Origin of the sequence: Bacillus sp. JJ1566, assembly GCF_036962685.1 — a bacterium.
GTDB lineage: Bacteria > Bacillota > Bacilli > Bacillales > Bacillaceae_L > Ferdinandcohnia.
This window is the reverse complement of the sequence record NZ_JBALOP010000054.1, coordinates 37,296-59,040: the sequence shown is the minus strand read 5'-3', so window position 1 is coordinate 59,040 and position 21,745 is coordinate 37,296. Positions and strand designations below refer to the sequence as shown.

At 37.6% G+C, this 21,745-nt stretch carries 21 protein-coding genes; 7 read left to right on the top strand and 14 right to left on the bottom strand.

The annotated features are described in order from the left end of the window. Both V7112_RS19440 and V7112_RS19435 read right to left on the bottom strand, forming a co-directional pair. Window positions 1-1,260: DUF262 domain-containing protein (locus V7112_RS19440; protein WP_335422948.1), on the bottom strand; the 1,260-nt coding region annotated here is incomplete at its 3' end. Window positions 1,261-1,365: 105 nt separating this feature from the next. Beyond that, a complete protein-coding gene (locus V7112_RS19435) occupies window positions 1,366-2,715 on the bottom strand; it encodes a type II restriction enzyme (protein WP_335422945.1) in 1,350 nt (449 codons plus the stop codon). A 420-nt stretch (window positions 2,716-3,135) separates the two neighbouring features. On the opposite strand from V7112_RS19435, the gene V7112_RS19430 reads away from it, so the two are divergent. From V7112_RS19430 to V7112_RS19420, 3 genes are all read left to right on the top strand, one after another. After that, the gene (locus V7112_RS19430) at window positions 3,136-3,600 is read left to right on the top strand and encodes a DUF2663 family protein (protein ID WP_335422944.1); all 465 of its coding nucleotides are present in this window, start codon (window positions 3,136-3,138) and stop codon (window positions 3,598-3,600) included. A 298-nt stretch (window positions 3,601-3,898) separates the two neighbouring features. Next, window positions 3,899-5,299: a M28 family peptidase gene (locus V7112_RS19425; protein ID WP_335422942.1), complete on the top strand. Its 1,401-nt coding sequence runs from the start codon at window positions 3,899-3,901 to the stop codon at window positions 5,297-5,299. A 243-nt stretch (window positions 5,300-5,542) separates the two neighbouring features. Continuing rightward, window positions 5,543-6,859, top strand: coding sequence for a short-chain fatty acid transporter (locus tag V7112_RS19420; protein WP_335422940.1), 1,317 nt, complete (start codon window positions 5,543-5,545; stop codon window positions 6,857-6,859). Window positions 6,860-7,012: 153 nt separating this feature from the next. On the opposite strand, the gene V7112_RS19415 is transcribed toward V7112_RS19420, so the two are convergent. Beyond that, complete coding sequence (locus V7112_RS19415) at window positions 7,013-7,540, bottom strand: hypothetical protein (RefSeq protein ID WP_335422939.1); 528 nt, start codon at window positions 7,538-7,540, stop codon at window positions 7,013-7,015. Window positions 7,541-8,165: 625 nt separating this feature from the next. Here V7112_RS19415 and V7112_RS19410 point away from each other — a divergent pair. Next, window positions 8,166-9,071, top strand: coding sequence for a DUF4349 domain-containing protein (locus V7112_RS19410; RefSeq protein WP_335422937.1), 906 nt, complete (start codon window positions 8,166-8,168; stop codon window positions 9,069-9,071). Between the two features lie 285 nt (window positions 9,072-9,356). On the opposite strand, the gene V7112_RS19405 is transcribed toward V7112_RS19410, so the two are convergent. Beyond that, complete coding sequence (locus V7112_RS19405) at window positions 9,357-10,109, bottom strand: DUF6904 family protein (RefSeq protein WP_335422935.1); 753 nt, start codon at window positions 10,107-10,109, stop codon at window positions 9,357-9,359. Window positions 10,110-10,336: 227 nt separating this feature from the next. Here V7112_RS19405 and V7112_RS19400 point away from each other — a divergent pair, with 227 nt between their 5' ends. Next, window positions 10,337-11,821 (top strand): aldehyde dehydrogenase family protein, encoded by a 1,485-nt coding sequence (locus tag V7112_RS19400; protein WP_438823924.1) that lies wholly within the window; start codon window positions 10,337-10,339, stop codon window positions 11,819-11,821. Between the two features lie 50 nt (window positions 11,822-11,871). Here V7112_RS19400 and V7112_RS19395 read toward each other — a convergent pair whose 3' ends face one another. The 3 genes from V7112_RS19395 to V7112_RS19385 form a co-directional block, all read right to left on the bottom strand. After that, window positions 11,872-12,318 (bottom strand): DUF6376 family protein, encoded by a 447-nt coding sequence (locus V7112_RS19395; RefSeq protein WP_335422933.1) that lies wholly within the window; start codon window positions 12,316-12,318, stop codon window positions 11,872-11,874. A gap of 105 nt (window positions 12,319-12,423) precedes the next feature. Next, window positions 12,424-12,708, bottom strand: coding sequence for a nucleotidyltransferase domain-containing protein (locus V7112_RS19390; RefSeq protein ID WP_335422931.1), 285 nt, complete (start codon window positions 12,706-12,708; stop codon window positions 12,424-12,426). A gap of 158 nt (window positions 12,709-12,866) precedes the next feature. Continuing rightward, a complete protein-coding gene (locus V7112_RS19385) occupies window positions 12,867-13,565 on the bottom strand; it encodes a polysaccharide deacetylase family protein (protein WP_335422929.1) in 699 nt (232 codons plus the stop codon). Between the two features lie 88 nt (window positions 13,566-13,653). Between V7112_RS19385 and V7112_RS19380 the strand changes: the two genes are divergently transcribed. Both V7112_RS19380 and arr read left to right on the top strand, forming a co-directional pair. Beyond that, window positions 13,654-13,944 (top strand): hypothetical protein, encoded by a 291-nt coding sequence (locus tag V7112_RS19380; protein ID WP_335422928.1) that lies wholly within the window; start codon window positions 13,654-13,656, stop codon window positions 13,942-13,944. Between the two features lie 336 nt (window positions 13,945-14,280). Continuing rightward, window positions 14,281-14,697, top strand: coding sequence for an NAD(+)--rifampin ADP-ribosyltransferase (arr, locus tag V7112_RS19375; protein ID WP_335422926.1), 417 nt, complete (start codon window positions 14,281-14,283; stop codon window positions 14,695-14,697). A 133-nt stretch (window positions 14,698-14,830) separates the two neighbouring features. On the opposite strand, the gene V7112_RS19370 is transcribed toward arr, so the two are convergent. From V7112_RS19370 to V7112_RS19340, 7 genes are all read right to left on the bottom strand, one after another. Beyond that, window positions 14,831-15,031, bottom strand: coding sequence for a cold-shock protein (locus V7112_RS19370; RefSeq protein ID WP_136381765.1), 201 nt, complete (start codon window positions 15,029-15,031; stop codon window positions 14,831-14,833). Window positions 15,032-15,275: 244 nt separating this feature from the next. Then, window positions 15,276-16,913, bottom strand: coding sequence for a S8 family peptidase (locus V7112_RS19365; protein WP_335422922.1), 1,638 nt, complete (start codon window positions 16,911-16,913; stop codon window positions 15,276-15,278). Window positions 16,914-17,367: 454 nt separating this feature from the next. Further along, a complete protein-coding gene (locus tag V7112_RS19360; protein ID WP_335422921.1) occupies window positions 17,368-17,784 on the bottom strand; it encodes a hypothetical protein in 417 nt (138 codons plus the stop codon). Between the two features lie 68 nt (window positions 17,785-17,852). Continuing rightward, entirely contained in the window at window positions 17,853-18,860 is a 1,008-nt protein-coding gene (locus V7112_RS19355) for an ABC transporter ATP-binding protein (protein ID WP_335422919.1), read from the bottom strand. Further along, window positions 18,853-19,881 (bottom strand): ABC transporter ATP-binding protein, encoded by a 1,029-nt coding sequence (locus tag V7112_RS19350; RefSeq protein WP_335422917.1) that lies wholly within the window; start codon window positions 19,879-19,881, stop codon window positions 18,853-18,855. The genes V7112_RS19355 and V7112_RS19350 overlap by 8 nt, the downstream gene beginning before the upstream one ends. 22 nt (window positions 19,882-19,903) lie before the next feature. Beyond that, on the bottom strand, window positions 19,904-20,758 hold the full coding sequence (locus tag V7112_RS19345; protein ID WP_335422915.1) for an ABC transporter permease: 855 nt from the start codon (window positions 20,756-20,758) through the stop codon (window positions 19,904-19,906). A gap of 38 nt (window positions 20,759-20,796) precedes the next feature. Next, window positions 20,797-21,741, bottom strand: a complete 945-nt coding sequence (locus tag V7112_RS19340) for an ABC transporter permease (protein ID WP_335422913.1) — start codon at window positions 21,739-21,741, stop codon at window positions 20,797-20,799. Between the last annotated feature and the right edge of the window lie 4 nt (window positions 21,742-21,745).

Sequence of the window (21,745 nt, the reverse complement as noted above, 5' to 3'; positions counted from 1 at the left end):
AGTAGGTAATGCTTTCTTTAAGTGGTCAATAATTTCTGTTAAAGCCTCATTTTTATTAGTTCTTAATTTTTTACATATATCAACAAATACATTTTCTAAGTCACTTGGACTATGATCAGTAATTGTTACATAACTAAATATGAAATTTTCACAAGAACATACTAGCTTTCTAAATTCAAATGGTGACAATGCGTTATATCCAGCCAGTAAAACGGGGTAAGAGGCTTTGTAATTTAGTGTATTAATGTTTCGTAAAGACTCGAATGTTTTCTTATCTGACCAATCCTCTTCCATCGGATTAATTATATTCATATAAAGTACTGAACTATCATACAATGCATGTACAAAATCATAGACACTTACATTATTGTTTTTTAGATGTGTTTTAATTTTGTCATATAACATTTTCTCAGTGACCTTTTCATGCTCAGAAAGCCAATAATGTCGCAGGAATTGGGTGATATTGACTTGATTTAAAACACTCATCATTTTACTCCATGTAGCTTGAATTGCTTTTAAATCGTCGGGTTCAGCTTTAGAAAAAATATAGTTTTTAAGTAAATCCGAGATCGATAAATCCATGCCTCGTTCATTTAGAGTTTCAAAAATAATAAATGCGTCACTATCAGAATTAACATTTATACTAATTAGCACAAAATTTTCTGTTACCGTAGAGACAAGGTCTATTAGCTTATTCTCGTTTTCGTTATAATCGGTACCACATTCACCTTCAATAATTTTGGTTATATTTTGATAAGCATCCCATAAAGCTTTATTAGCTGGAGTAATTCTCTTTTTGGGAATACTGTTAAAATCAGATTCATATTTTCTTCTTTCTTCACCGTAAGGAACTTGAATATATTGTCTAAAAAACCCCCTACTTTCTTCACCTAATGAGAGCTTATATGTATCTTTCCCAGATAAGTCTTGTTCAGCAATAAATTTTTGATGAATACGTTCTGCAGTTTTGTTTTTACCCATATTAATTAATAAGTCTCTAACAACACATAAAAATATAGTTATCGTAGTAATTCGTTGTTGACCATCAATAACATGAATTTTATGTTTATCTTCCTTGTTTAGGACAATAGGCCCCAGGAAATACTCTTCTTGCCTCTCCGTATTTACCATCTTCAAATCGTCCATAAATTGTAACACTTGGTCTTTACTCCACGAATAGCCTCTCTGGAAAAAAGGTATTTCATATATATATGTTAATACTTCTTTAACCGTTTTATCACTAGCTTCAAATTTACTCATTTAATGCCTCTCCTTTAATCACTTTAGGTTTTTACAAAAAATAATATTAATTTGTATCTTTAATTATAAAGGAAACTACATTATTTTGTATAAAGTAGTTATTATTTATTGCATTAAATTAGAAAGCCATTTATACCATCCTAGTACTCCCTCAGTTCTCCTTGGTGCTGTTGATTTTTCTTGATTCAAGATAGCCCCATTTTCTATAATAATACTTAAAGCCTGGTCTTTAGGGATCGGTCCTTTATTTTTTAGGCATTCAAGAATTACCGCTCTAATAGGTCTGTGTCTAAACCAAGTTGAGAGCATTATATCTATTTTCTGGTTTTGTGTTGCACCCAAATACTCATAAGCCATTTTTGTTAATTTATACTTAAATGTATTTTTCACCTTAGCTCTACTTGCAAATCCTAAATAATCCAGAGACGTAGCATAGTACTGTCCTTGCCTGATATCAATTCCATATCTTAATGCTACAGCTTTATGGTCTACTCCATTATCCTTATATATTGAATCCTCTTCTTCAAATTCTTCAAGAGTATCTGTTTCAATCCTATACATCCATTCAACTAAGTCAATAATTTTAGTCATAGAATTAGCTTGAGGGAAGATCTTACTCTTATCTTCAGCAATTACCTTAGTTTTTTGTATTATGTGACGAATTCTTGATTCACTTATTGTTTCCAAATCAACTCTATATGCTTGTGCTCCTATGAATTCGATTGAATTATAGTTGACAGGATTATTAAATTTATATTCCAATAAATAATGTGTTTCTCCTGAATACAGATAATAAAGTGGCTTTATCGGCTTTGAAATAGCATATCTATTTTGTATTACCCTTAAGGGGTAATACAATTGACGCACACAAAAATCTTTTGGTTTACCATTTTTTGCTTCTACTATAATCACTTCATTTTCTGTCTCAAGTAATGCATCAATTTCGACCTGTTGATTTCCCAATACCTCGAGTGAAATGTTATTAATATTAAAAACAAAAGGCTTTACAACTTTCATTCTTCCAGACTGTGTTAACTCTGCACGATTATTGAAAAAGTGCTTAAAAACACCTGATACCCTAGCAATATGTAAGGCATTTGCTTCAGATTTTTCTCCTTGTAACGAAATAGTTTCAAATTCCATCTCTGGATAAAGATATGTTAAAGGTACATCCTCCAAATCAATTTCAAATTCCTTAAAAATATCAAATTTTCCTATATGATATACTCCATTACTAACAGGTAGTATTCCAAGTCCCTGTCTTTTAAAAATAGGAGGTAATTGAGATGAATTATCGAACTTTGCTTGAAGTCGAGCCTGAACACCTGGTTTTAACGAATTAATCTGTTCGGAAGTAATTTTAGCAAAACCAAAGGAATCGATATATTTTTGAATATTGTATTGTTCAAAAAGTTCTTCCCAAATTATATCTTTCACCCTATAATTTTTAGCCAAAGCTAATTTCCCCCCACTAAAATTAAGTAATTTTTCTACCTTTTGATTTCAGCTGCTTCATTAGACTAGTTTGTTGTAAGTGTTCAAGTTATTGTAATTATATCTGGCAAAGTGTCAGGTCCGCAAATAAACACTAATCCTTCAGCCGTTACTCCTTTTAATTCTACCATGAAAATTTTAAGACAACTACACATGATAATATTGCAAGATCACCTTTTAATTTTGAGAAATGATTTCGTCATAATCCCTGTCTGCTTTAACTCGATTTCACCTCAACAATAATCTTTATTAGTAGATGCTTATTTGATTGCAAAATCCAGCTAATACAATTTTTCACCGGAAGCTTGTCATATTCCTCCTAAACAAAAAATAATATATACCAAACGAATAGAATCGTGAATGGAAGTTAGGGGGAGTACAATGACAGATAACAGTTTTGCAGCACCTTGGCATCAGGAAGGAACTAGTATCTCAAGGGCTGATGGAGATTCACTGGATCGTTTACTTAAATTTAACGAAAAGCATAATCGCAAAAAAACGATGCATCGTTTTTTCTTGTATACGTTAATTGGATATGCCTTCTACTCAATTATTAAATATTTCTTATACACCCCATTAGCATTTGGTAATTCTGCAATTTTCGATATGCTGTTTACGAATAAGCATATCGCTCGGGACTTATTTTTCGGGGCAGTGCTATACTTCACTTCAAAATTTACCTTTGATCTAAAAGAAAAAGCGAAAGAAGAATACCACTCCCTCCGAAATGAGATTGTTGATTTATCGAATAAAGAATGGGTAAAAAAATATGACGATCAAACAAATCACGAAATCTATGAATATGTGAAAAAACATGATATAAAAATAAATCATAAAACGAAATAGATGAAAAGGCTGCCAGCCACGCTTAAACTCTTTGCGGTGGGCAGCCTTTGCATTTTTGTTTAGTCCTTATTTTCGACAAAACGAATTAAATTCTAAGTGGACAATACCCACACCTCAATATATCCTCTTCACTTCTGGAAGTATTTTCCTCACAGGATTATCGTCCCGGTTGCATCGTTATTCCTTGCAAACATGAGTTTTGACCTATGTTTTTCTAAGGACAAGCTCACTTATCAGAATTTTCCAAATGATATACACTTTTATCGTATACTATAAATCTAGTAAGAGGAGGCATTTTATGAAAAAACTAGTAATATCATTTGGACTTACCACAACCCTTGCTTTTGGGGCCATTGCAACACCTGCTGTGTTTGCAAAACCAATCGAAGTAACACAATCCCAGAAGGAGAAGTTCTTTGATCACAAGGTGATCAATGAGCTTAATGTAGACAATATTTATAACAATATTGCCTACCTTTCTGAAACACCACGTGTCGCCGGGACAGAAGCAGAACACAATGCTGTTCAATACATAAAAGAACAATTCGAATCCTACGGATATGAAACTGAAATTCAACCATTTACCTTCTATGGCTATACACCCCCTAGTTCAATCGAACTTTCGGTAAATAATTATGACGGTACCCTCCACCCAAGTTCCTTCACTTACACAGTAAACGGGGATGTATCAGGGGATCTTGTTTATGCAGGATTAGGGACAGTTGCAGAACTTCAAGACACTGACCTTACTGGAAAAATTGCTCTTATTAAGCGTGGCGAGATTTCATTTTCCGAGAAAGTCTTGAATGCTGCAGATAAAGGAGCTTTAGGAGTCATTATTTTCAACAATACTTCAGGAGCTTTAAATGGGACACTTGGAGAAGCGAATGATAAATATGTGCCTGCTGTTGCTTTAACGAAAGCAGAAGGTGATGCACTTTATGAGGCGCTAGTAAGCGGAGAGGTTCTTCAAGCTTCCCTTCAGGTTGAAGGTGCAAGAGCTGGTGAAAGTATTTCCCATAATGTTATTGCAACAAAGAAGCCAACGAATAAGAAAAAAGATACAAATGATGTAATTGTTGTTGGGTCGCACCATGATTCCGTGGCGGGTGCACCTGGAGCAAATGACGATGCATCGGGTACAGCTATGACACTTGAGTTAGCCCGTGTATTTAAAGACATTCCAACAGATACAGAAATTCGTTTCATCACGTTTGGTGCTGAGGAGCTTGGACTACTGGGTTCTGCACATTATGTTTCAAACCTACCAGAGAACGAACTTGACCGTATTATTGCAAATTTCAATTTAGATATGGTAGGAAGTCGTGATGCAGGTAATTTAGTAATGGCCACACTTGATGGCAAACCAAATCTAGTAACGGAGCTTGCCCAAGCATCAAGTACAAGGCTAAATGGGGAGCCTACTCCATTTTATGCTGGTGGCAGAAGTGACCATGTTCCATTTGCGGAAGCTGGAATCCCAGCTGCATTATTCATTCATAGTCCATCAGAGCCTTGGTATCATACACCAGAAGACTCAATAGACAAAATTAGTAAAGAAAAACTCCAAGACGTTGCTGAAATCGTCGGATCTGCCATCTATGATCAAGCTCGTTTTGACAATATGGGACCAAAGCCTAAAAAAGGACCTAAAGTCAAAGCAGACCCTGAGTTATATCATGAGCAATTTTTAAAATGAGAAATAAATAATACTCAATAAACGACAGGCAGGGTCATTTGGCTCTGCTTGTTTGTTAAGGATTATTCCTCTAACCTATCCTTCCTTTACATGGTACTGGCATATCAATTCATATGTACCGGATTTCCCCAATGGAAATACCTGACCATTAGGTCCTCTTTCCTATTATTTTTATCCTCCTATACACTTGTCATATTAGAACCTTCCCCCTCATACCTTTGGTAGTAAAAAGGAGGGGAAAATATGTTAAACAGAGTGTCAGAACGTTTTTCGCGTGTGATTCAGCGGTATTTGCCAGATGCGTTTGTTATTGCTGTGTTGATGACTTTGTTTGTGTTTGTCTTGGCCTTTTTTACGACTCCTGCTGATCCAATGAATTTGTTTACGTCGTATGGAGATGGGTTTTGGACATATTTAGCTTTCACGATGCAGATGGTGCTTTTGCTTATGACGGGAATGGTACTTGCTTCGGTCCCTTTTATTCGGAGAGGCTTAGAGGCAATCTCAGCTAAAGCTAACACGGCAAAGAAAGCCTATCTTTTCACATTCTTAATCACGTCCGCAGCCTATTATATTAACTGGGGGTTAGCTGTAATCGTTGGAGCCATTGTTGCTCGTGAGGTTGGAAAACGAAATCAAAATGCTCATTTTCCATTGTTAGTTGCATGTGCATATGCACCCACCGCGCTTTACACAGCAGGACTTTCAAGTTCTATTGGATTAACTGTCGCAACGGAAAACCATTTTCTAGCCGATGTAATGGGCGTCATCCCAACCTCTGAAACAATTTTTCATCCAGGTACCGTCATTATCCTATTAACCCTCGTGATCACGATGCCAATATTCATTCTATTAATGGCTCCTACAAAGAATATCATTCCATTTACCCTAAAAGAAAAGGAACAACAGACTGGCAGTACTGAAGTCACTGAAAAAAATACACCTGCCCTTCGCTTAGAAAATACTCCTATATTAGGAATTTTAATTGGATTAGTTGGTGTTATTTATACAGTTTTACAATTTGCAAACGGAACGGATATCAATCTAAATCTCATTAATATCTTATTTTTATCATTAGGATTAATTTTTCACCGTTCCCTTAGTCAATACGGTAAAGCATTTCAGGAAGCGGCTGGTTCCATTTCACCTATCATTCTCCAATTTCCTTTTTATGCAGGTATCATCGCACTCCTTGGAAGCTCAGGGCTTGCCGATATCATTATTAAAGGCATGACCTCTGTTGCAAGCACGGAGTCATTTGGGGTCTTTACCTATTGGACTGCCGGACTTGTCAACATGCTGGCACCATCTGGTGGTGGTCAATGGGCACTTCAAGGACCGCTATCCGTTCCGGCTGGAATGGAGCTAGGAGTAAATCCGGGCGTTATTGCAATGGTAGTGGGATGGGGAGATGCGTGGACAAATCTCATTCAACCATTCTGGGCATTGCCAATCTTAAGTATCGTCGGTCTCCATATTCGCCATATTATGGGATATTGTATCTTGCTAGCAATTTGGATTGGGATTGTTACTTCGATTTTGATTTATTTTGTGTATTAAAAAGAGCTAGTTAATCCACTAACGGGTTCGGTTCAGAAGTACAAACTGATAAATAACAGTAAAAAAAGATAGTCATTTAGTTGCATATTAGTACCTTAAATAGCAACAAAATTAGCAGTAATAAGGAGCATATTCGTTATGCTCCCTTTTTCACTATTTATTTAGTTCATCAATTGTCTTGAAAATTCTTGAATACATTTCTTTAATGTGTTCATCGGTCTTTTCATCATTATACAAACCATATTCCCATTTTTTTAACCTATCATCTTCTTGTGATTTAAGAACGCCAGTAGCATAACTACCAGTCCAATTCGAAGTCTTGTCATACTCCAAATCCTTTTCAGTAAAAGGAACAAAATTATCAGTTCCAATAAAGAAAAATGGAATTGTTGAATTTAAGTAAACATCCGCATATTGGCTTTCAGCAGCCTCTGAAAGATTATCTTCCCGGATAAAGACTGCATCATAAGACTTCAATTCTTCACTTGTCATTTCATCAAATGAAATTTCTGTAAATCTCACTTGTTCCTCTTTTACTTCCGGTGATTCCCCAACCACTGCTATTCTTAAAGAATGTCCTTCATACAGCTCGAAATTTGGGCTTGAAGTACAGGCCGTTAGAGCTACTGTTAGAATTATTAAGATAAAACATAGGATTACCTTTCCTTTTAATCTATTCATATGCAACCCCCTTTTACATATTTTAACATAATATCCCAAACGCCTTGTTAAATAAATAAATCGAGCTAAACTGCTCGACTTACTGCTACGGATTGGAACAATGATTGTACTGAATTTTATAGATATTACCGTTCCAAGTAAATTCAGTTGGATTGAACAATAGATCTTTGTATTTTGTTCGGTACTGCTTTGGCGTTAACAATTCGTAATCTTTCGTTCTTTCTCCTATTTCAGCCGTCGAAATGGGAATTGGTATACTGATTGTTAGTCAGCAGTCAATTGCTAATTATTGTGTTAATTCTAATGCTATTATGGAGGATATTTTTATAAAAATATTGATATACCGATAAACAATGGGAGTCCAATTCATTTGCGAATTGAACTCCCATTTGTATTACCTTTTTACATTTTGTACTCAACAACCGAACCCGTTATTAATCCACAAGCTTCTTTTGTTTTTTCATGGTATTAAATACACTTTTCTAATAATGAAATGGCCTTGCGAAAAGTACTTGCAAGGTCATTCTTTTGTATTAATAATACGCAAACCTTAACCTCCCGACAAGTCATGAAACAAATTCTTTTATAATCCGTCTAATAGGTAAAGACCTAAGGGGGAAAATGAATGAAAAGAGGAAATCTTTTCTTAAAATTGCTCGTGTTGTTTCTATTATTATTAACTGGGTGCAGTAATCAGAGTTCCGAAAGCAAAGCGGGTGGCGCCACTATGGATGGACCGCGAACAGAAATGAATAAAGATTTTAGCAAAGAAGAAGAAATGATGGAACCTCAAATAACAGCTGATACTGAAAATAAGGTAAGTAATAATGGAAGCGATAGCATTGAAAATGACCGCATGTTTATTTACAATGCAAATCTGTCCATACAGGTAAAAGAATTTCGTTCAGTGGAAGCAAAAATCCAACAACATGCAATTGAGCTAGGTGGATATGTGGTGGAATCGTCGACATATGATGGAACGGAATCGATTAATGGCACCATTATTATTAAAATACCGCAGTCACATTTTCAATCCTATATACAGGATATAGAAAAAAACAGTATAAAAGTGGTAGAGAAAAATATTTCGGGTAACGATGTAACAGAGGAATTTGTGGACCTAGAATCACGATTAAAGGCAAAAGAAGCAGTCGAAAAAAGGCTGCTAACTTTAATGGATCAAGCCGAGAAAACAGAGGACCTTTTAAAAATATCAAATGATCTTGCAAAGGTCCAAGAAGAGAAAGAACAAATTTTAGGAAGAATGAACTTTTTACAAAATAATGTTGATTATTCAACTGTTACGATTCATCTAGAAGAGCAATTAGTTAAAATTGATTCTATCAGGGACAACAGCTCTTTAAATACCTGGCAAAAAGCAAAAAGTCTATTTGTCGATACGATTAACGGAATCATCTCCGTTTTATCCGGTTTAGTAGTATTCGTGGTTGGATTATCACCAGTGATTATTCCAATTGCTATTATTTTCATTGTGTGGTTCCTCCTTAGAAAAAAGAAAAGACAGGAATAGGTCCACGCTTAGTACAGAGGCAATAATGAATAAAAACGAAACGATTGAAACCAATACAAAATCTAGAAAAATTAATTCAGACTGCGTGATGGATGGAACAACAAATGGAACGTTCACTAGATGGAATGCTAATGAAGGCTGGGATTGCATAGCATATTAAATAGCTGTCGCTGACATTGGTTATGGAGGGAAAATCCTGATAATGGGGTTTTCCCTTTTAATGTATTTTAGGGCCGTGCATTTCCACCGACTACCTAAAGTGTATGGACATGATTTCCTCCTGTTTTACCAATCAAAATCGTCTGGATACTCATCTTTTATTGGTTGTATTTCGGTAATTGAGCAGTTATATTCTCTCGCAGCCTCTAGCACATCAGACTTAACATCCTGGTAGTCGTCCCCTTGTTCAGCAATTCGCTTTGCCATGACGGTAATGTTTTTTTCACGTTTTTCTTTTGTCATCCTAATGAATTTACCGTTGAGTTTGTCTAAGTATTGCGTTGCATAGGAACCGAATGTATTGTAAGTTGGATTCATTAATCGTAGGATTCGGACATGCGATGTTTCGGGTATCGAATTCAACAGGTGAGTTGCAATTGCAGCTTGAAAACTTCGAACGGACGCTATGGAAGAATCCCAGATTGCACGATGATCGAGGGTTTCATAGTAATTACCTTTTGAAACCTTTCTGGCATAGAGCTTAATAAAATCATTTAATGCCATCGTTACAAACAATAGCTCCGGCCAAAGGACGTTAAAGCCTAAATATGCATTATGTTTCGGTGCGATAACAGAATGAAATTTCATTATTTCTGGTGTTATCCCATTGTCGATTAAACTGATTTTTCTATCGCCCATTATGGCGTGACGAATATCGTAGCATACCCCTAACACGCGTAAACGCGCACTTTCATAAGCAGGATATTCTCCCTCTTCCCCTACAATCGTATGTAGGGAGTCGTACAATTTATCTAAATCAAATTGATCCCCATATACCGAAACTCCAGTTAAATTGGGTGTGTTTTCGAGAAATATCATTCTATCTACCTCTTTATTGTTGGAATATCTTTTATCATACCGTAACTGAATATGTTCAACAATCAGACCTTAAAAAGATTACCTTTTCATAGTTTAAGTTCTGAAAGTTTTATCCAGTGTTCCACATAGAGCAACAACAGGCTTTTCTTATTTTTTAAAGCTGATATACTTGCTATAAAGCACCATGTAAACGCTATCATTTTTTTAAATAAGAAAGGGGTTTTTACATGCAGCAATTTAAAGAAGTGACGAATAGTCTAATCAATGCAGAAACCAGTAGGAGTTTTATTAATGGTGAGTGGATTGAAGGTAACAGTGACCAGTCATATGATATTCTAAATCCTTTCGATCGCTCCGTTATTACAACGGTCAAATTGGCGTCGAAAGGTCAGGTCGAAGAGACATTTGAAATTGCTAAAAATGCACAAAAAGAATGGGCTAAATCCACTGTCGAACAACGCAGAGAGGTTCTCCAAAAAGCCACAGATTTCCTAAAGAATAATCGCGATGAAATTGTAGAAATCCTTAATCTCGAAACAGGTGGAAGTATTTTAAAATGCAATGTTGAACATCACCTTGCGTTGGAAATCTTAGAGGAATCTATTAAATATGCAGATGAAATCTATAAGGTAAAGGAAATCCCTGGTTCACCCGATAAGCTCAACCATATTTACAGGTTACCATTAGGGGTTATTTCCACCATCTCCCCTTTTAATTTCCCTCTGAATCTATCATTGAGGGCGATTGTACCAGCTATAGCACTTGGGAACAGTGTCGTTCACAAACCAGATATTCAGGTCGGTCTTTCAGGTGGTTCAATCATAGCCAAAGCATTTGAATATGCTGGTCTTCCGAAGGGTGTATTAAATGTTGTCTTAACTGATATTAATGAAATCGGTGATGCGATGCTAACTAATAAGCACGCTAAGCTAATTAGCTTTACGGGTTCGTCTGCGGTAGGTCGTCATATTGGCGGAATTGCTGGGCAGCATTTAAAGCGAGTTGCCCTTGAATTAGGTGGAAACAGCCCACTTGTTGTGCTTTCTGATGCTGATGTTGACCAAGCTGTTAATGCTGCCATCTTCGGAAAGTTTATTCATCAGGGACAAATTTGTATGATTATCAACCGCATGATTGTTCACAAGGATGTACATGATGAGTTTGTGGAAAAGTTTGTAGAAAGAGCGAAAGCCGTTCCTTATGGGGATCAACGTGATCCAAAGACCATTATTGGACCACTCATTAACGAAACACAGCTTGAAAAAGCGATGAACTATATTGAAGTTGCAAAAAATGATGGTGCGACACTGGCTCTTGAGGGGCAACGTATCGGCAATGTATTAACACCATATGTGTTTATCGATGTAGATCGCTCTAGCAAACTAGCACAAACTGAATTATTTGCTCCAATCGCCACTATTATTAAGGCGGGAACGGACGATGAGGCAATCGAAATAGCGAATGATACGGAATACGGTCTAAGCTCGGCGATATTCACTAGTGATCTTGCCCATGGAGAAGAATTGGCCTTGCAAATTGACAGTGGCATGACACATCTCAATGACCAAACCGTTAACGATGCGCCAAACATCCCATTCGGTGGTAATAAAGCAAGTGGTTTAGGTAGATTCGGAAATCCGTGGATGATTGAAGAATATACCATAACGAAATGGGTTTCTATTCAAACGCAGGATCGAAAATATCCTTTTTAAGACTAAAAAACCAGGCGCATCTTATTATGAAAAGATGCGCCTGGTTTTGGTTATTCCCCTAGTTGTTGGAGTTGGTCAATTGTATTGGTTACGTTCTGTAAGGTTTGAAAAACCTCACTATTTTCAAATAGTGCTGGATCTATTTGTCCGTTCTCGATATTATCCAGATATAGATTAATACCTTCTTCTGCTTTTTGGTTATTATCAACGATTTGCTGATGAAGGTCCGCCGCTACTTCTGGTGGCTGGAGTGAGTTAAATGCTGCCATATCATCCTGCATTTCAGTAAGCATGGTCTCTAGGTCGGCTCTAGCCTGTTCATCAGTAACAGCCTGTTCTGCTAGAGTGGGAGCCTCATTGATAAAAGTGCTCACCTCATTGACATAATCCGTTGCCTCATTCACATACGTTAACGTATTATTAACATCCTCAAGGATGGAACAAGCTCCAAGAAAAAGCATCCCAACTAGCGAAAAGACTAAAAAGCGTTTCTTCAAAAAATCCCCTCCGTTTTTTGGCATAACTTATTTACGGTTTAGAACGGAAAAGGTTTCGAGGTATTTTTTTACAGTCTTATAACACCTATAAATAAACGAGATTTTCTAGAAATGATCTGAAGCATTAAAAAGAACAAAATGCTTGCGATTCCCGATTCCATGACCCTTCAAATCCCAATACGGCAAAAAATCAACTTTTATAAAATCAATATAAAAAATTTCTTCCATTAAATGTTGAAAGACATCGACTTCTCTTTCTGTGCCACTGTACTCAATCGCGACATCCAAATCACTTTCAGCATGAAAATCAGCATATAGACGACTACCGATGATGGCAACCTTTTTGATTTCAATATCTAAATCATGAATTGACCCTTTTATATGAGCCATGATGACTGATGCAAGCTCGCCCTTGGAAAATTGGCTGAAACCATGTATCTCAATTGTTTCCAGAACTACACCCCAATTCTTGCTTTACCATATTCTATTTCCTTACTACTCTTAAGGTGTGTCCCAATCTTACAAAATGAAAACATTATAATATTTAGCTAAGGTCTTTGAAGCTCATTTACCGTTACGAAAGTGTACCCCTCTTTTTGAAGGGATTGGATAATCCCCTCAATTTCTTCTAAGACCTTATTAATATCATCATACATTGGATGCAGCAGGATGATTGATCCTGGATGTATTGTGTCTCTCACATACTTAATTTTATCTTCAGGTGTTTTAAAGTAGCTATCAGGCTCAATATTCCAGGTGATTGTGTCTTTGTTCTGCTTGTTTAGATAGTATGGTAAGCCGACGAGCTTTTTCCCGTTTGGTGGACGGAAATCAATTTCACCCTCATACCCTGCTTCACGAATGAGTAGATCTGTTTTTTCAATTTCTTCTTTTATATAGAAGGGCGATTTAAAGACCATGCGATTATGGGAATACGTGTGATTCCCAATCTGATGCCCCGCTTCCACGATTTTCTTTGCTTCTCCTGGAAATTTCTCGATATCTTGTCCAATTAAAAAGAAGGTAGCCTTCACATCATATGTATCCAATAACGGTAGGATTTCGTTCACGTTTTCAGAAGGACCGTCATCAAATGTCAAAGCAACCACCTTTTGGTCCATTTCTACCTGTTGAGTGAGTCCGCCAAATAACTGGAAAGACCTTGAATTCATTAATTTATAGGTTCCGAATAACATAAAAAAAATGATTAAGAGCACTAAACCACTAATTACTAATTTTCTTTTCATCATGTACTTCCTTTTCATATATTCCAAAATCTATTATATTAAAATTATATACATATTGAAACCTGTCTTTGGAATGGGGAGATCTTAAATGTTTAAGAGGTTTGTAAACTCATTTGTTGAACGTGGGAATGAAATTCGCTTCGAGTTAGATGATTGGTACAAATGGTACAAGGAACCAGAGAAGTTTCATGATGCAGTTGTTGACTATCTAACTCAGCGAGGGAAAAAAGTAGAGACTTTATCAATCGTTAAATCTGTAACAAGCACCAAAGTTGCGGAACTCCTGATTGATGGGGTTCAATACGAACTTTCTATTTTGGCAGGTGCCAGACTTGCACCAGCGCAAACGGTGGTTTTAAGAAAAACAGGACAATATTAGTTAAGTTGTTCAGTTAACGTGGAGAAAATCCAAAGTCACATGTTAAATCGCATATGAATTAATTAATAACAATGCAAATAGCACAAAAAAAGCTTGAGGAATTTTTTAAACCTCAAGCTTTTTGTATGTAATTTAGAATGTTTCCTCTGCAAATAAAGCATCCGTTTGTTAAAAAAATGTCAGTCAAAAAACTCAACAATTAAAAATGTGTCGTTCGATATCATTCTCTCTACTTACATTATACTACTATTAAAAAGTTATTTATAGGCTATTCTTTTCGTAATTCCTATACTATAGTGTTATATGCAAATCTAAAAATATATGGGGTGTATCAATATGAATGACAAAAAAGCTATCTTAGATAATGGTCCTTTTTTTCATGGTACTAAAGCAGAACTAAAAATTGGAGATTTGTTAGAACCGCAACACTTATCAAATTACCAAGATAAGAAATCTAACTATATATACTTTACTGCAACATTAGATGCTGCTAAATGGGGTGCTGAATTAGCAATGTCTAAATCAAAAGAAAGGATTTATATAGTGGAACCATTAGGTGAATTTGAAAATGATCCGAACTTAACTGACAAAAGATTTCCTGGTAACCCGACACGTTCCTATAGGTCTAAATCTCCTTTGAAAATAATAGCTGAATTAAGTTCATGGGAAAGACATTCCGATGAAGAAATAAATCATATGATTGCCTCTTTAAAAAAGTTACGTGAACAAGGAAAAGCTGTAATTGACGATTAAGAACACTAGAACACGGGGACGGTTCCTCTAATTCTTAACTTTGAGGGACCACAAGAACCGTGCCTCTGGTTCCCTACAAAATAAAAAGAGGTGTACCGAAATCGGTACACCCCTTAGTTGTTAATGGTTATTATTAAGCTTTACGAACGTTAGATGCTTGTGGACCACGTTGTCCTTGTTCTACATCAAATGTTACACTTTGACCTTCGTCTAAAGATTTGAAGCCTTCGCCTTGGATAGCTGAGAAATGTACGAATACGTCTTCTCCACCTTCACGCTCGATGAATCCAAAACCTTTTTCTGCATTAAACCACTTAACTTTACCTTGTTCCATAATAATTTGCCTCCTAGTGTGACGATCCACACATATGTTACTATCAGTGTTCAAATACCTTAGACGAAAAACAAGAAAACATTCTTAATCTGAAAAAGAACAAAGATAATTCTTATTTAGAATAACAGATATAAAAGAAAATAGCAACAAAAATTAGTTTTTCGGTCTTTTAAAAAAAGAGAAGCCTTAAAATTAAAGGCTTCCCCTACTCAAATTAAGAATGCGGGTGGTGTAGACTAATCATTTAGTAAACCCGAAACGTAGTTGAAGCAGTACTACTTGTATAACCACTTTTTGATGCAGTTGCGTCTAGACGGTATGTTCCAGTCGCGGTCGAATAGCTAGTTCCGATTGACCAAGTAGCCACGCCTGAAGTGTTCGTTGTTGCAGAAGATGTCACGGTTGTGCCGTTAGGTCGTGTAATTTTAAAGTTTACTGTTGCATTAGCAACTGCAGCCCCGTTGGAATCTTTAACTGTGCTCGTAACATAGATGGTTTCCCCGCGATAATAATAACTGTAATTCGTTGAAACTGTTGTAACAGTATCGGTTGATGATGGTGGTGGAGGTGTTGTTCCACCGCCTCCAGAAGCTGCAACAACTGCTGCATGGGCATCAACGATCCCATACCCATATTGGGTAAAACTACCAGCCGCTTGGGCTGTATCACGTAAAATTTGTCTAGCTTGTGAGACAGTAATATTCGGATTGGCCGCTCTTATTAGGCCCGCTACCCCGGCAACATGTGGCGTCGCCATTGATGTTCCCGATAATGTTGTATAGCGACTATTTGGATAAGTACTGTAAATATTTGAGCCTGGTGCCATTAGCTCTAATCCAGATCCGTAGTTTGAGAAGCTTGAACGTGTTCTGCTAGATGTTACTGATCCAACCGCGATTACACTACTATATGCGGCTGGATAGGAAATACTAGATGCGCCATCATTACCTGAGGCGGCTACCACAATCGTTCCTTGTGCAGTCGCTGTTTGAACTGCCTCATCCATGCTTTGGTTATATCCACCGCCACCAAGAGACATATTAATTACATCTGCATCAATATCAGCTGCATACAGAATTCCCTGTGTGATTCCATATAAAGAACCAGATCCATCATCACCTAGTACTTTCACTGGAATTAGAGTCGCATTCTGCATTACACCAGAAACAGATCCATAACTCGCAATCGTTCCTGAAACATGAGTTCCATGGCCTTGAACATCCATCGTTGTTCCACCTACAAAGCTTCTGCCTAAGCTAGTGTTCACAAAATTCGTTAGACTAGGGTGGTTATGATCAATGCCTGTATCCAACACGGCAACCTTAACAGCACTAGATCCGTTTGTAACTGTCCAGGCTTGTGGTGCCTTAATCATATCGTAATGCCATTTTTGATTTTGGTGAACCGCTTCGATCGTCGCCGTTCCTTCGATTGCCATCATTTTCTCGTTTTCTGAAATATACCTTACTTTGAAACCAAGATTCATTAACTCTTGACGCAATTCATTTTTTGCAAGATTACTAGTTTTGAAATTGTCTGGAGAGTACTTAACTAAATAGACTAAGCCCATTTTCTCGACTACTTTTTTATTAAAATTTTTACTTAGGAGTGGGTTAATTGAAGTATCTTCTACATGGAGTGTATCAATGATTGTGAAACCTTTCGCTTTTAGCACATCTTCCTGTCCCTTAAGACTATCTGCACTTTGAATGGTAAAGTCAGTATTTCCCTTTTGCTTCGGCTCAACCGAAACAATCAGTTCACCTTCAATAAAATGTTGGTTCCCTTTCCCTACATTGTCTGTCTGATCGGCAAAGGATATTCCTGCAAACATGGTTAATACGAGTAAAAGAACAATCGAAAAACTAACTAATTTCTTCATTCACATACCTCCATTTTTAGTTTGGTAAAACGGAATTAGTCAATTGCACGCTCCCTTCTATGTATCGTATCTACAGTTAAAAAGTAAAAAAGACGACTCGCGAACTTTTTTACTTCGACTGTCGGGAATTATGTAATTGGGAAGTTAGTTTTCGAGGAATCGTTGAGTGGATGAATTTTGAGAATGATAAATGTTCCCTGCCCTTCATTACACTACAATTTTTCAAATAGACTAGTCAATATCTTTTACAATATTCAGTCATTTATAACCACAAAGTTTTTTTCACCGCAAATCCATACAAGCCAAAATATCTAAATTCGCTAGTCTAATAGTCTTTCACACGCATTCACCGCTTTGGCGCGGTAATAGTAAAAAAACAGCTACTCCCCATAAAAGAAGCACCTGTTTTAACTTAATTACAGCTTAATAAGAACAATTGTATTTGTAATTCCCTCTATTTGTGGATCAGAGAACCTGTCCCTCCGTCCCAGTTGAAAATCCAGTTTTGGGAGAGCATTTGGTTTAGGGTGAGAGCTTGGTCTTCGTTGAGTGTTAGGTTTTCAATACTTGTTTCTGTTAGTTGATAGTCTTTGTCTTGCTCTTTTCCAAATCGGAGCTTGATTAGGTTTTGTAGCCCTTTAAACGTTACATATTTTACTTTGTAGCCATCCAACAGAATTGATTGAAATACCTCTCCATCCTGCTTGGCAAGTTTTAGTAATTCATTAAAATCGAAATGCTCATGCAAAACCTGCCATCCATCCACATTGCCCCGCTTAATCTGAGCAAGTATTTCCTGATCAGAAATACCGTTACTGCGGAGGGTTTCAATCATATATGCATCCATTAATGTTATTTTTTGTAGTTCCACTAGAATTCCCCCATGTCTCATTTACTTTTAAACTCACCATTGGGACAGGGAACCTGTCCCTCCGCCCCTTATTTATTTGCGACAAGTTGTTTGTTTTCAATGTTCATTGGATAGAAACATGAGACTAGATGTCTGTTGTCTCCATCAGTCGCTTCCAAGGCTGGTACGTCTTTTTTACAAGCGTCGGTAGAGATTGGACATCTTGTATGGAAAACACAACCTGTTGGTGGATTACTAGGAGATGGAAGTTCTCCCTTTAACACGATTCGCTGACGCACTTTTTCTTTTTCAGGATCTGGCAATGGAATCGCCGATAGCAATGCATTTGTGTACGGATGTCGTGCATCTTTGTAAAAAGATTCACTATCGGATATTTCCATCACTTTTCCTAAGTACATGACTGCAACTTTATCAGCAATATGCTTTATGACTGATAAATCATGGGCAATAAAGACATATGTCAATCCGAGTTCTTCCTGTAAATCTTCCAGCAAATTGATAACCTGTGCTTGCACCGATACATCTAGGGCACTGACTGGCTCATCAAGGACCATCAATTTTGGGTTAAGCGCAAGCGCGCGAGCAATCCCAATTCGCTGACGCTGACCACCGGAGAACTGATGTGGCAACTTATTGTAGTCTTCTGCCTTTAACCCAACGAGATCCATCAATTCTACTACTCGACGTTCCAAATTATCGGTCATTCGATATGCTTTTAGTGGGGCTGCAATGATCTCGCCGGCTTTCATTCTAGGGTTTAGGCTGGTAAATGGATCCTGAAACACCATTTGAATATCTCGTCTAAGCTGATGCATTTGCTTGTGGTTATAGTTAAGAATGCTTTCACCCTTGAACAAAATATCGCCAGACGTTGGTTTAAGAAGTCCAAGGATCGTTCGAGCAAGGGTACTCTTACCACAACCAGACTCGCCAACAATTCCAAGAGTCTCCCCTTGATTTACTGTTAAATTTACTCCATTAACTGCCTTGATATCATTTTTCTTTCGACTGAACATTCCTCCCTTAACAGGAAAATGCATGTTCAAATCTCGTATTTCAAGTAATGGTTTAGTCATGAATCAGAACACTCCTTTCGTCTTTGGATATTCTGAATTGTTCCTTCTTTTCTTCAAATTCCTGTTGCGAGAAAATACAAGCCGCCCAGTGATCTTCCCCTCTTACTGTTAACTCTGGATCTACTTCCAAACATGTTTCGGTCGCAAATGGACAACGCGGATGGAAATTGCATCCTTTTGGAGGTGACACTAGATTTGGTGGCTGTCCTTCAATGTTGATGAGGCGCTCATGAGCTGTCGCATCTAGACGAGGCAAAGAGCGTAAAAGTGACCAAGTGTAAGGCATTGACGAACGGTAGAAAATATCGTTTACGGAACCTTTCTCGACAATTCGGCCCGAATACATGACTAAAACGTTATCAGCCATCTGTGAAACGACCCCTAAATCATGAGTAATGATGATGATTGCCGTCCCGTATTTCTTTTGGATATCTCGCATTAATTCCAAAATTTGTGCTTGAATGGTTACATCCAATGCTGTTGTCGGTTCATCTGCAATTAATAGCTTAGGATTACAAGCCAGGGCAATGGCAATAAGCACACGCTGTCTCATACCTCCAGAAAACTGATGAGGATAATCATACATCCTCGTTTCCGCATCCGGAATTCCAACATCCTTTAATAACTCAATCGCACGAGCCTTCGCTTTAGACCGAGACATCTTTTGATGAGTCAAAATGGCTTCTACCAGTTGATCACCAATTTTAAATACAGGGTTTAAACTAGACATCGGATCCTGAAAAATCATGGCAATGTCATTTCCGCGAATTTTTCGAAGCTCCTTTTCCGAAAGCTTTAGCAGGTTTTTTCCTTCAAATAAAATCTCTCCTTCTGGATAAAAAACAGGTGGCTTTGGGTTTAATTGCATGATTGAATGGGCTAATACACTCTTCCCGCTTCCTGATTCCCCAACAATTGCAACCGTTTCTCCAGCCTCTACTGTAAATGAAACTCCATCCACTGCACGAACAATTCCTGCATCGGTATCAATTTGCGTTTTTAGGTTTTTTATTTCCAGCATGGTTAAGTATCCTCCTTTTCCTCTAGGCTGCTTCAATCTGTTTGTTCAATCGACGTTTCTTCCTTTTTCCCATCCCTTTTGCATGTGGGTCAAAGGCATCTCTTAATCCATCACCAAGCATATTTAAGGCAAGGACAGTGATAACGATAGATATCCCAGGGAAAATAGAGAACCAAGGGGCAATCGAAATATAGATTTGCGATTCTTGAAGCATATTCCCCCATGTTGGTGTAGAAGGTTCAACACCTACACCTAAAAAGCTCAATGCTGCTTCTGCCAAAATGGCTTTAGCGAAAATAAACGTTCCTTGCACAATGATAGGTGAAAGGACATTTGGCAATACATAGCGTGTCAAGATTACAGGGTCACTAACTCCCGATGTTTTAGCCGCCTCAATGTATTGAATTGAATTAACTTGTAAAACTGCTGAACGGACAATCCGTGTCATAACTGGCCAAAATGAGAACGATAACGCAATGATGATATTCGTTACACTTCCACCAAGTGCTGCCACTAACGCCAGTGCTAACAGTAAGGAAGGAAATGCGAGCATTCCATCAATAATACGCATAATCAAAAAATCAGCTTTTTTATAATATCCAGCAATCAAGCCGGTAAGTGTTCCTAATACGGTTGAAATCAGTGCCACGATTAAACCAACAAGTAAGGATACCTGTGCAGCAACCACGGTTTGCCCAAAAATATCTCTCCCAAAATGATCCGTACCAAACCAATGCGCCCCAGATGGACCTAGTAACCGCTGCGCGGAATCCATTTTAGATGGAGAAACAGGTAGCCACCAAGAAGCTGTGATTGTCCCAACCGTAAGCAGAAGCAGTATCCCTAAAGCGATTAGATTTCGTTTTTTCTTAAACATACGAAAATCCCCTTTTTTCATTTTTAATTCTTGCAAGCTCAGTCATATCGAATTCTTGGATCTAAGAATGCATATAAAAGGTCGATAAGTAGGTTCACAACAACATAGACTACGGCAATGAACAGGACAACCCCTTGTATGACCGGGTAATCTCTTCTGTATATGGAATCTATTAAAAGCTGACCAATCCCAGGGATGGTAAACATTGTTTCGATGATAACCGTTCCCCCTAGCAAACCAGCAACCGTTACACCGATAACCGTTGTTGTTGGAATGAGTGCATTGGAAAAGACATGCTTCATTAAAACAATACTTTCCCTTACACCTTTCGCACGGGCGGTTTTCGTATAATCCTGATTAACGGATTCCAACATGCCATCACGAAGCATCCTCGCGATGAGCCCAATTTCAACTGCTGCAAGAACAAATGCCGGTAATATTAAATGATGAATCCAGGTACCTACCCCTTCGGCAATCGGAACATATCCAGCAACCGGAAAAATCGGTACTGCTACTCCAAGTCCAAGTACCAGCAACATCGCGAACCAAAATTCTGGAATGGATGTTCCAACAAGTGAAAAAGAAGTAAACAAAGGATCTAGAAATGTATTTCGGCGCCAAACTACAAAAATAGCAGTCGGAATTGCGATTATTAAGGCTAGAGCCATGGACGTTATCATTAAACTAAAAGTTGGGCCAATTCGGTCCATAATTACGTCGGTAACCGGTTCTGAAGAATAGATGGACTGTCCAAGATCCCCCATAAAAATATTTTTAATCCAATCAACAAATTGCAAGGCCATTGGTTTATTTAACCCCATCTGTGCTTCCAGCTGCGCAACCGCTTCTGGTGAGCTGTCTTCACCCAGGATAAGATAGGCTGGGTTACCTGGAGTAAGGTGGACAATCAGAAAGACAATTACACTTACAATGAACATAACGGGGATGATTGAGATAAATCTGCGTATTGTGTATTGCAGCATTGTT